Genomic DNA, 11008 nt, shown 5'->3' with positions numbered 1-11008 from the left:
GCGCGCGAGCAGCCCGTCGAGAAACGGGATGCTCTTCTCGATGCGGCCGCGCAGCTCGTCCGCGAGCCGTTCCTTCTCCAGCAGCTCCTCGAGCTGCCGGTCGACGTGCTCCCAGGCAAGCTCGGCGAAGCGCGAGCGCCAAGCGTCTGCGTGCTGCTGCAGTATATGCACCGCTGCAGCCAGTTTGCTCTCGGCCTCGCTCAGTGCAGCCGAGGCCGCCTGCTGCTGCGCTTCCGCCTGCGCCTGCTGCTGCTCCAACTGCTGCAGCTCTTTTTGCACGTTTGCCCAGCCGCGCTCCAGCCCTTCGATTTGCTGCTGAACAGATGCTTCCGAAGTGTGCAAAGCACTCCAAAGCCCCTCGATAGCTTCCGGGCCCATCTGCGGCCGCTTGTCCTCCGCAGCCAGTGCAGGAGCGGCTTCCAGCCGCGCCGCTTCCCCGGAATCCGGCAGCACCCGCTCACTATATTCAAGCACTTGCGTATGTATTGCCGAAACCCGCTGCAGCCGCTGTCTGTTCGCGAACTGCATTTCCTTCGTCTGCTGCAGCATGTTCTGCAGCCGGTTGAATGCTTCCTCGCCGCTTCCGGCATCATCCGCATGCGCAGCGTCCAGCGGCGCCGGATGATGCGTCGAGCCGCAGACGGGACACGCTTCTCCGTCCGCAAGCTGGCCGGCCAATTGGGCCGCCAACGCCTGCCGCTCCCGGCGCAGCCAGGCCAGCCTGCACCGCTCCGCTTCGGCGGACAGCAGAGGCGCGAGGCTGCTCAGCCGCTCCTCATCCTGCTGAACGCAGCTAATGGTTGCGGCTGCCGATTCCAACAAATCGAGCAGTCTATCCGCTGCCGTCCGGCGCTTCGCCGACAAATCCAGGCTGCTTTGCTCCAACGATTTCAAGGCAGCGGCTTTTAGCTCCCGCTCCTTCTCCTGCCCGAGCTTTTGCGCCTCCAGCATTTCGATCGATTTCTTTTCGTGGGCGGCGGTTTGCAGCTGCTGCCTGACCGACACGCTCGTCTCCGTGCGCTTCAGCTGCTCTTTGAGCTCCGCCTGTTTCTGGAGCGCCCGCTCTTTCGTTTCGGCATTTTTGTGCAGTTCCGCCTGAATGCCGCGGTACTGCTCCAGAGCCGCAGCCTCGCCTGCAGCCGCTTCCCGCTGCTGCGCCTGCAGCTGCTCAAGCTCCTGCTGCAAAACGAGCGCTTGCTGAAGCTGATCCAAACGCAGCAGCAAAGGACCTTCGCTTGCGGCAAGCTCCTGCTGCGCCTGTTCGAACGCCTCTTCGGCCAGCCGGAACGTCCCGTCCGCGGCTAATTGCGCGGATTGCGCCTGCTGAAGCTGAGCGGCCGTTGCTTGAACTTCCCCGGAAGCAGCGCCATGCTGCTCCAAAAAAGGGCGAACGCGTTCGGCCTGATCAGCCTGCCGGAGCAGCGTCTCTTTTTCCGCTATGCGGGCCTCGTCCTGCTGCAGCAGGGCGGCTTCTTGCTCCAGCTTTTTTTGTTCTTCCTGCCACTGAAACAACTGCTTGTGCTCTTCGTATATGGCTTCCTGCCGCTGCAAAAGCAATTTGCCTCGCTCGGCTTCCTGCTCCGCCTCCCGCAGCCGGGACTCGGCTTCCGCCAGCGCCTGCTCCGACGCCTCGCCAAGCCCCTGCTGCTCGGCCGCAAGCTGTTTGACCGAGACGTCCGTTTCCTTCAGTCTGGAACTCACTTTTCCGCTCAGCTGATCGCCGTACTGCTCCAAATGAAACAGCCGCTGCAGCATCTGCCTGCGGTCCTTGCCCGTGAGCGTCAAAAACTCGGCGAACTTGCCCTGCGGGAGCACGACGGCTCTCGTGAAATCCTGCATCGACAGCCCCAAAATGGCCTGCACCCGCTGATTGACTTCACCGGCTTTATCCGCCAGAACGATCGTTTCATCGCCATTTATTTGCAGCAGCCGGCTGACCGTCCCGTTGATCGACAGCTCCGAGCCGCGCTTGAATTGCCGCTCCACTTTGTAACGCTGCGTCCCCGCAGCGTTCGTCAGTTCAAACGTGAACGAGACGAAAAGCGTCTGCTCCGCATGATTCATGATCGCTTGCGTGCCTCCGCTCGCCCGTTCGACTTTTCCGTACAGCGACAGCGTAATCGCGTCGAGAATCGACGATTTGCCGCTGCCGGTCGGGCCGAATATGCCGAATACGCCGGCGTCGCACAGCTGGCTGAAATCAATCGTTTGCAGCTCCCTGTAACTTTGCAGCCCGGACATTTGCAATTGTATCGGTCGCATAAATCAGTTCCTCCTATGCGCGCTTAAGCGGATTCTTCCGCCGAATCGGTTTCCTGCAGCAGCTCCAGAAACAGCCTGACCAGCTCAGGCTCCGGCTGCGCGCCGCCGGTTTGCCGGGCATAGAACCGGGCAAACTGTTCTTCCATCGAAAGGGCGTCCCGCGGAACAGCCGCTCTGGCGGTTTCGATTTCCGGATAGATCGGGCGAATGTGGATGAAACCGTCGCACGCTTTGCGCAGCGACTGAATTTGCTCCATGGACATCGCTTCCGTCATCGTAATTTCCAGGTCGATCCAGGCCCCGGCATCCCGGCCTTCGTCCAACCACTCATACACCTGCCGGATGCCCTGCTTCGCTTTCCAGCCGACGAGCGGCCTTCCGGAAATCAAATAAATTTCCTGCGGCTCGGCCGCCTGTCCCGGAGCCAGGTCCAGCACAGTGACCGATTTGGCTTGACCCGCTTCCGAGAAGCTGTACGCCATCGGCGAGCCGCAGTAGCGGATCGGCGATGCGGCCTTCACATTTTGCGGGCGGTGAAGATGGCCTAACGCGACGTACTGCGCGCCCGCCGTCAATGCGGCCGTATCGACGGTATATGCGCCGCCGACCTGGATCGGACGCTCCGATTCCGTCTCCTGTCCGCCCAGCACGTACACGTGGCTCATGATCAAATTGACCGTATCCGGCGCAAACGACGCCGCTTGCCGGCGGATTAAAGCGCCGACCCGTTCCGAATATTTGCTGCGCAGCGCTTCCTCCTCCGCCTCAAACGATAGCATCTCTTTAAGCCTGGATTCGGAAGGGTAAGGGAGCATGACCAGCTTGGCCAGCTCGCCGGTGCGGGCAATGCCGACTGTTTGAATGTCCGGCACGGGCAGACCGACCAGCGTTATGGACTGCTTGGCCGCAAGCGGAGCGGAAGCCGCCAGACGGTCCGGGTGGTCGTGATTGCCGGCAATGACCGCCACATGCCGCGCTCCTCCGTCAGCAAGCCTGGCGATTCCTTCATAAAACAGCTGCTCCGCTGCGGCCGGCGGATTGACGGAATCGTATATATCGCCGGCCACCAGCACCAGATCGATCTGCTGATCGCGCACGATCCGCACCAGCTCGTCCATAAAAGCTTCCTGCTCCTCCATGCGGCTGCGGCCTTCCAGCGTCCTGCCGAAATGCCAATCTCCGGTATGCAAAATACGCATCATTCAGCTCCTTTCTTTACATGTCCAGCAGCAGCGAACCGTCAAAAAAATATAAATATTTGCCGGCCACCGGACGTTTCCAAATATGTTCAACTGCGCGGGTATACAGGCTGATCTGCGTCTCATAACGCGTGCGAAGCTCGTCCGGGGAGCTGCCTTTTACCGCATCCGTTTTGAAATCGACCAGTACCAACCCCTCTTCATCCTCGAACAAGCAGTCGATGACCCCTTGTATGAGCACAGTTTCCCCGGATGTGGAATGCTCCGTCTCTCCATAAACATCGCCTGCGGGCAGGCCGAAGCTGAACGGCACCTCGCGCAGGACATGCGCAGCCTTCACCATGCGGCGGCCGATATCGCTGTGGAAAAACTTCAAAATAACCGGAATATCCACAACACCGGTTTGCTGCACGGTCAGCGTTTGCTTGCGCAGCATCTCTTCAAGCGTCTGGCGAATGCTCGCCTCGGTCGGCATTTCGGCCAGCGAAATGTTTTGCATGACCGCATGCACAACAGTCCCTTTCTCCGCAGCGGTCAGCTTCTTCTCTTCCATAAAACGCGGTCTGCGCCAAATCGCAGCCTGCGGCTGCGCCGGAGCGGCCGGCAGCTCGCCTTCGCCTTCCAGGCGGCCCGTTTCGGACAACCGCTTCATCTCGGATACCGTCGTCTTGGCGTAAAGCTTCGGCGCCTCCGCATGCGCGTATGACCATGAAAGCCTTGCCCCCAGCCAATCCGCCCATTTGCCGGAAGCGGGAACAGGTTCCATGCCGCGGACTTCTGCCCATCGCTCCGCATCCGGGAGCAGTGAGACCTGCTCGTCCGTCAGGCCGGCTTGCAGCGTTTCCGGCGTCAGGACGGTCACTTTCCACACGGACGGATCTTGCAGCAGGCGCACCTCCGGCGAGCTGTCGTCCATCCCGATCCGCTCCCGCCACGGAGCCGCGTCCGGATGACGCAGCACGGCTGGTCCGACCCAGTCGAGGTAGCTTTTGGCTTTGGCTAATTCAAAATCGGGCAAATACCACTGCGTCCTGGACAAATGTCTCCCCCAGCTGCGCAGCTGTTTCTCCAGCGACTTCACCGTGCCGAGCAAATACAGCTTTTCTCTGGCCCGCGTAAGCGCTACGTACAGCACGCGCATTTCCTCGGCCAAAAGCTCCAGCTTCATGCGCCTTTTGATCGCCAGCTGCGGCAGCGTCGGATAGCTGACGCGAAGCGCCGTATCGACAAAGCGCGGCCCGAAGCCAAGCTCCTTGTGAAGCAGGAAGGCGTCGTTCAAATCGCGCTGGTTGAACATTTTCGCCATTCCGGCAACGAAAACGACCGGGAATTCCAACCCTTTGCTTTTATGAATCGACATGATCCGGACGACGTCCTCCTGCTCGCCGAGCGCGCGCGCCGTGCCGAGATCGCCTCCGCTGTCCTTCATCCGTTCGATGAACCGGAGGAAGCGGAACAACCCGCGCAGGGACGTGCTTTCGTATTGCCTCGCCCGGTCATACAGCGCGCGGAGGTTCGCCTGGCGCTGCAAACCGCCGGGCAGGCCGCCCGCAAAATCGTAATAGCCGGTCTGGCGGTAAATGTTCCAGATCAAGTCGGCGAGCGAGCCTTGGCGGGCATCGTTTCGCCACTGCTCAAGCCGCTCCGTAAACAGGTTCAGCCGGCCGAGCAGCTCCGCATCCGGCGGGCTCTGTTCCGGCGCATGTCCGCTTTCGCCAGCAAACTGGAGCAGCGCTTCATAAAACGGCAGCGATTTGTCCGTGATGCGGACCTGTGCCAGCTCGTCGGCGGTCAATTGCCCGACCGGAGAGCGCAGCACCGCCGCCAGCGGCACGTCCTGGTAAGGGTTGTCGATGATTTTCAGCAGTGAAATCATCACCTCGACCTCGGTAGCCGAAAAGTAGCCGGTGCTCAGCTCCGCATAAGCGGGAATGCCCTGCTGCTTGAGCTCGTCGATCAGAACCGGCGACCATTGCTGGGTCGCCCGCAGCAAAATGACGATATCCCTGTATGTCGCCGGACGCGTGCCGCCTGTGCGCTTGTCGAATACGTGAAACGGCTCGCTCTTCCCGCCGTCGCCCAGGATCTCGCGAATACGTGCGGCAATAGCCCGCGCTTCCAGCTGCGCCGTTTCCATCTCCTGCGCCTCCAGCACGGGATCGGCGAAAGCGGCGCTGCCATCGCCGCCGTTTTCCGGCTCCATGCCGTCCGCATCGTCCGGTTCCCCGCTGTCATCGGCCTCGCCCACAGCCCGGCTGTCCGAGGAGCGGTCGACGACCAGCAGCTCGACCGAGCAGTCCGAGGCCGGGGGCGGATAACCCGCGCCGTATACCAGCTCTGCTCTCGTATCGTATTCGATCTCCCCGACTTTTTCGTTCATCAATTGCTTGAACAAAAAATTGACGGCGTCGACAACTTCCACCCGGCTGCGAAAATTTCGCGCCAGATCGATGCGTCCGCCTTCCGCCGTTCCTCCGGCCTGTTCCGCCTGCTCGCGCTTGGAGCGGTAAGCTTTGTATTTCTCAAGAAACAGCTCCGGCTCGGCCAATCGAAATTTATATATGCTTTGCTTCACATCGCCGACCATAAAGCGGTTTCCCGGCGCGGAGTTCGAGATCAGCGTAACGATCGCCTCCTGCACCCGGTTCGTATCCTGATACTCGTCGAGCAGCACCTCCGCAAATTGTTTGCGGTAGGCCAGCGCCGCTTCGGACGGAATCAATTCGCCCGGCGGTGAGCCCGGCGCAATTAAAATTTGCAGGCAGTAATGCTCCAGGTCGGCAAAATCGATCAAGCCTTTTTCCGCTTTCGCCTGCCGGTAGCGCTGCCCAAAGTCCTGCACAAGATCGACCAGCGTATGCAGCACAGGGGCCAGCTCGGCGATTTCCTGCGCAAACTGTTCGGGCGTGCGGCCGAACAGCTCCTCTTTGATTTTGCCGATCTGCTCTTTGGCCCGGTTGCGAAGCTCTTTCACTTCTTCCTGCAGCTCTTTGTCGTAATCGTCCCCCTTGCACGCCTTCAGCTTCCCGAATTCAACCGTTTGGAAGCCCTGGTACAGAACGGACCACGGATAGGACGTCGTTTCCAGCAAATTGTGCACAAGCAGAAGGTCCTCCCGCAAATTGTCCAAATAAGGCGCCGGACCGCCGGGCAGCTCGGCCAGTTCCTGCGCCTGGCGCAGCAAATCCGCTGCGCCTTCCAGCTCCAGCGACAGGTCGCGGACCAAAGCCCGCTCCCAGACCGCCATATCCGCCGGCGCCAGGGCGGCCGCCGCCTCGCGCAGCGCCTCCATCCCGGGCGCTTCCGCATCCGCCGCCCCGCCGGCTGCGGAAGCAGGCGGCCCGAACATCGAGGCCGTCGCCCGCAGCCAGTATTCCGGCCACGGGTGGCTGCGCGACACGTCATACAGCTTCTGCACAAGCTGCATGATCGCGTCGTCGCTGCGCTCGCCGCTGAACGAATCGACCAGCCGCCAGAAGGCGCTGGCCTCTCCGCTCGCGGCGTAATACTGTTCCAGCATCTCGCCGAGCAGATCCTGTCTTAGCAATTCCGCTTCCGTCTCGTTGGCGATCCGAAACCCCGGGTCCAAACGAATCAGACTGAAGTAGCGCTGCACCACTTCCAGACAAAAAGAATGCAGCGTCGTAATGGACGCGCGCCCCATCAGGGCGAGCTGCTTGCGCAAATGCTGCGAGTTCGGCTGCTTCGTCAGCTCTTTCTCCAGCGCGTCGCGGATGCGGTGCTTCATTTCCGCTGCCGCCGCTTTGGTGAACGTCGCGACGAGCAGGCGGTCGACATCGATCGGCTCCCATTCGCTGGAGATCCGGCGAATGATCCGCTCGACGAGCACCGCCGTTTTGCCGGAGCCGGCCGCAGCAGCGACGAGCATATGCCGGCCGCCGAGCGTAATCGCATCCCATTGGTCGTCCGTCCAGGTGCTGCCCGCCGGCTTTGGTTGTTGGTGTCGGTTCAATTTGCTGCGCTCCTTTCCGCGGCCCCGGACGCGGCCGTACGGGCACCCTGCTCCAATTCGGACCAAAGCTGATCTTTTCCGCGCTGTCTCCATATTTGCATTTCATTGCCTTCAAACAGCGGGTCGAACTGGCAGACGGAACGGTACGAGCAATGCTGGCAAGCCGTTTTTTTGCCCAGCCGGTAAGGCGCGATATCGACATGCCCGTCGGTAATGCCGGTGCCGATTCGCTTCACCTGCTTGCGCACATAGCTGCGCAGCGTGTCCCACTGGGCATCCGTCGCTACCGAAGAGCTGGAATAGAAGGTGCCGTCCTTTTTGATCGCCACCGGAATGAGCTGGGAGTGGCCTGCCGCCTGGACGAGCTGATCGTCCATCAGACCCGCGACGGCGGCGTCGGCGGTGATCAGGCCTTTCATTTTAAACCGCTTGCGCAGCTCCTGTTCGACTTCGCTCGGTGCAAGCGCATTTTTTTGCTGCAGCATCGGGTTATGTACATGAAAGTACAGCACGCCCGCCGGCTTCGCCGGAATGCCCAGCCACTGCTCGGCGTGCGTCAGGATGACATCCAGATAGGTGAGCATTTGCAGAGAAAGACCGTAGTACACCTCGGAGAGCTGCAGCGAAGTCTGGCTTGATTTGTAGTCGATAACGCGCAGCAGCACGCCCTGTTCGCCGTCGGCTTTGTCGACGCGGTCGATGCGTCCGATAATTTCCATCGTGCAGCCGTTGTCGAGCTGAAAGGTCAGCGCCGGCAGCTCTTTGCCCGGTCCGAAGTCGATTTCCAGGCCGAGTGGCTGGAATTGACCGCGTTTGGCATGTTCGCCGAGCACGACCGCAGCCCGTCCGACCACCTGCTTCAGCTTACGCGCAATGTAGGCGTAACGGCTGGAGCTCAGCAGTATTTCCCCCTGTAGCCTCGGCGCCAGCTCGTCGACGACCTGCGCGGAGCGCTCCATGCATGCCTCCGCCGAAAGCTCGCCCCAGGACAATTGGTCCTGCTGAAGATTACGGACGAACTGATTCAGGGCAGCGTGGAACAATTGGCCGATGTCCGGTGCATCCAGCCTGTATACCCGCCTTTCCTGCAGCCGTAAGCCGTGAGACAAGAAATGGGAGAACGGGCACGCGACATACCGCTCCATCCGCGAGACGCTTGCGCGCAAATGTTGGCCGTACAGGCGCTGGCTCGTTCGCGCGCTTAAGTCCGCCTCTTTGTTCGTATATTGCAGCGCGCCGACGATCGCTTGCAGCTTCATCCGCCAGTCCGGCCGGTCGGCATACCAATTGTAAGTCTGCCACCAGAGATCGGCCATGCGGCCGCCGAGCATCCAATGCTTCATGCGGACGGCCAAATAGGAAATCGCCTGGCTTGGATGGGCGATGTAGGCAGCCTGCTCGCTTTCCGGCGCTTCCGCCGCCGGTTCGGCGAGCAGAAGCGGCTGCTCGGTCCCCGGGAACAGCTGGCGCAATTGCTTGATCAGCTCCGAGGGCAGCAGCGATTTCCCTTCCTCGTCGGCCAGCGGATAGCTGAGCCATAATCTTTTGCCGGGCACGGTCAGCGACGTGTAAATAATAAACTGCTCATCCAGCAGCTTGCGCCTGCTGCCGTCGGCCATCGGCAGGCCCGATTCCGTCAGCGCCTCGCGCTCCGCTTCGGTCAGCACGCCTTTTTCATCCATCTGCGCCGGAATGACGCCGTCGTTCACACCCAGTATGTAAGCGTAGCGGATGCCGCTTGAGCGCGTCCGGTCCATGCTGCCGACCAGCAGCTGATCCATGGACGGCGGCACAAGGCCGAGCTTCATGCTTTCCATCCCTGTCTCCAACAGCTCGGCAAAAAGCTCCGCGGACACCGCATCATCCCCCATCGTCTCGACCAATTGGTCGAGCATGTCCATGACGCTGTTCCACATTTGTCCGTGCTCGCGCGCTTTTTCCGGCTTGCCCCCATGAAGGGAGGCCTCCCCCCATGCCTCGAGCTTTTGGGGCGCATCGACGCTTTCCAGCAGCATATAGAGCGCCTCAACCTGCGCTTTGACCGTCTTCGCCTGATGCAAACGCTTGGCGAAAGCAAGCAGCGGCTTGACGACGATTTCCCTGGCCGCGTTCAACCGCTCCAACTCAACAGCGTCTGACTGAATCGCGTCTTCTGCCTGCTCCAAATTGGCGCGCAGCTTGAACGTCCACGGCTTGCCGTCCGTCCAGCGGTAGCCTTGAATGCCGAAGGCCAGCACGTAGTTTTCCAGCTTGTCCATGAGAGGACGGTCGGATGCAGCATCGGCGGGGAGCAGCAGATCCGTTTTGATCAGGCGGAAAACTGCGTCATAGTGCCAGTTATGCTGCACGACCTCCATAGCCGAGCGGATAAATTCCACTAGCGGGTGATGCAGCACGGCGCGCTTTTGGTCAAAAAAATGAGGGATTTCATAGTCGGACAGCACCGACTTGAGCAAATCCTGATACCCCTCCATGTTGCGCACCATAATGGCGATTTCACGCCAGCGCACCCCCTGCTCGCGCACGAGCCGCAGCATGTCGCGCACCGCCCCCTCCACCTCCGCCCGGCGGTGAACGGCTTCCTGCACGACGAGCTGATCGCTCAGCTTCTCGCCTCCGCTTGGCTTGTAACGCTGCGCCAGCCCGCCGATACGACCATCGAACATACGTTCCAGATGACTGAGCGCAGGACTATCCTTGAAGCGCGGCGAGCTGTCCGGCGATAGGCACAAAACTTCCGCAGGGCCAAGCCCCAGCTCCCAGATCATTTGCTGCAGGCGCACCATCGTTTTTGCCGTCGGATGAAACAGATCCAGCTCGTCAGGCCTGTCTTCCGCCGCCAGGGCGCGGTCGAGGCAGAGCGTGATCGTCACATCTTTGCAGCTTGCAAAAAGCCCGCCAAGCACGGCGAACTCCTGCGGCGTAAAACCGTGAAAGCCGTCGATCCAGATCGAGGCCGACCGCAAATAAGCGGAATTCGGAATTTGCTCCGCCAGCAGGGTCAAATAGTCTTCTCCGTCCAAATACTGCCGTGCCAGCGACGACTCGAACTCCCGGTACACCAGCCGGATATCGTGCAGCTTCTCGCGGAGAAGGCCGCTTGCTCCGATTCCAGCCATATGATTGCGCTCATGTTCGTCAAGCTGCCCCGCCGTCACGCAGTACCGTTTGAACTCCGTAAACAGTTGGTTGAGCCTGTCGACAAATCCCATCTGCCCGGCCGCATGGCCGAACAGGCGAAGCTGTTCCTTGCATGTATGTAAAATGCTCGTCAAAAGCAGTTTTTTGCCGGTATCGTCAATCGGCAGCCTTGCCGTGCCGCCTTCCTCCTGCATCACGCGCCAGGCCAGGCGGTGAAAGCTCAGCACCTGCGCGCGGATCATGCCGCCGATCTGCGGATCGGACACAAGCGCATGCTCCGCTTGAAAGGTCGCTTGCTCCGGGACGAGCAGAATCAGCGGCGGTCCCTCCGGTTCGGCCGCCAGACGCTGCTTCAGCTCGGCCAGACAGCGTTCGCTTTTGCCGCTCCCGGCCCGGCCTATCACGAATCTTATCGTCATGAAAGGTCTCCTTT

At 60.8% G+C, this 11008-nt stretch carries 4 protein-coding genes; all 4 read right to left on the bottom strand.

The genetic code is table 11. The features are described from left to right. Positions 1-2262: AAA family ATPase (locus AC0LWT_RS22210; protein ID WP_474683455.1), on the bottom strand; the 2262-nt coding region annotated here is incomplete at its 3' end. 23 nt (positions 2263-2285) lie between these two features. After that, the gene (locus AC0LWT_RS22205; RefSeq protein WP_474683466.1) at positions 2286-3461 is read right to left on the bottom strand and encodes an exonuclease SbcCD subunit D; all 1176 of its coding nucleotides are present in this window, start codon (positions 3459-3461) and stop codon (positions 2286-2288) included. Between the two features lie 16 nt (positions 3462-3477). Continuing rightward, positions 3478-7434 (bottom strand): helicase-exonuclease AddAB subunit AddA, encoded by a 3957-nt coding sequence (gene addA, locus AC0LWT_RS22200; RefSeq protein WP_474683454.1) that lies wholly within the window; start codon positions 7432-7434, stop codon positions 3478-3480. Further along, positions 7431-10994, bottom strand: coding sequence for a helicase-exonuclease AddAB subunit AddB (addB, locus tag AC0LWT_RS22195; protein WP_474683453.1), 3564 nt, complete (start codon positions 10992-10994; stop codon positions 7431-7433). The genes addA and addB overlap by 4 nt, the downstream gene beginning before the upstream one ends. Positions 10995-11008 lie beyond the last annotated feature (14 nt).

It is taken from the genome of Paenibacillus sp. sgz302164 (genome assembly GCF_056120505.1).
This window is presented reverse-complemented; position numbering and strand designations above follow the sequence as displayed.

Coding starts and splice junctions, on each gene's coding strand:
- AC0LWT_RS22205 (WP_474683466.1), bottom strand. CDS start 3,461: ATGCGTATTTTGCATACCGGAGATTGGCATTTCGGCAGGACGCTGGAA.
- addB (WP_474683453.1), bottom strand. CDS start 10,994: ATGACGATAAGATTCGTGATAGGCCGGGCCGGGAGCGGCAAAAGCGAA.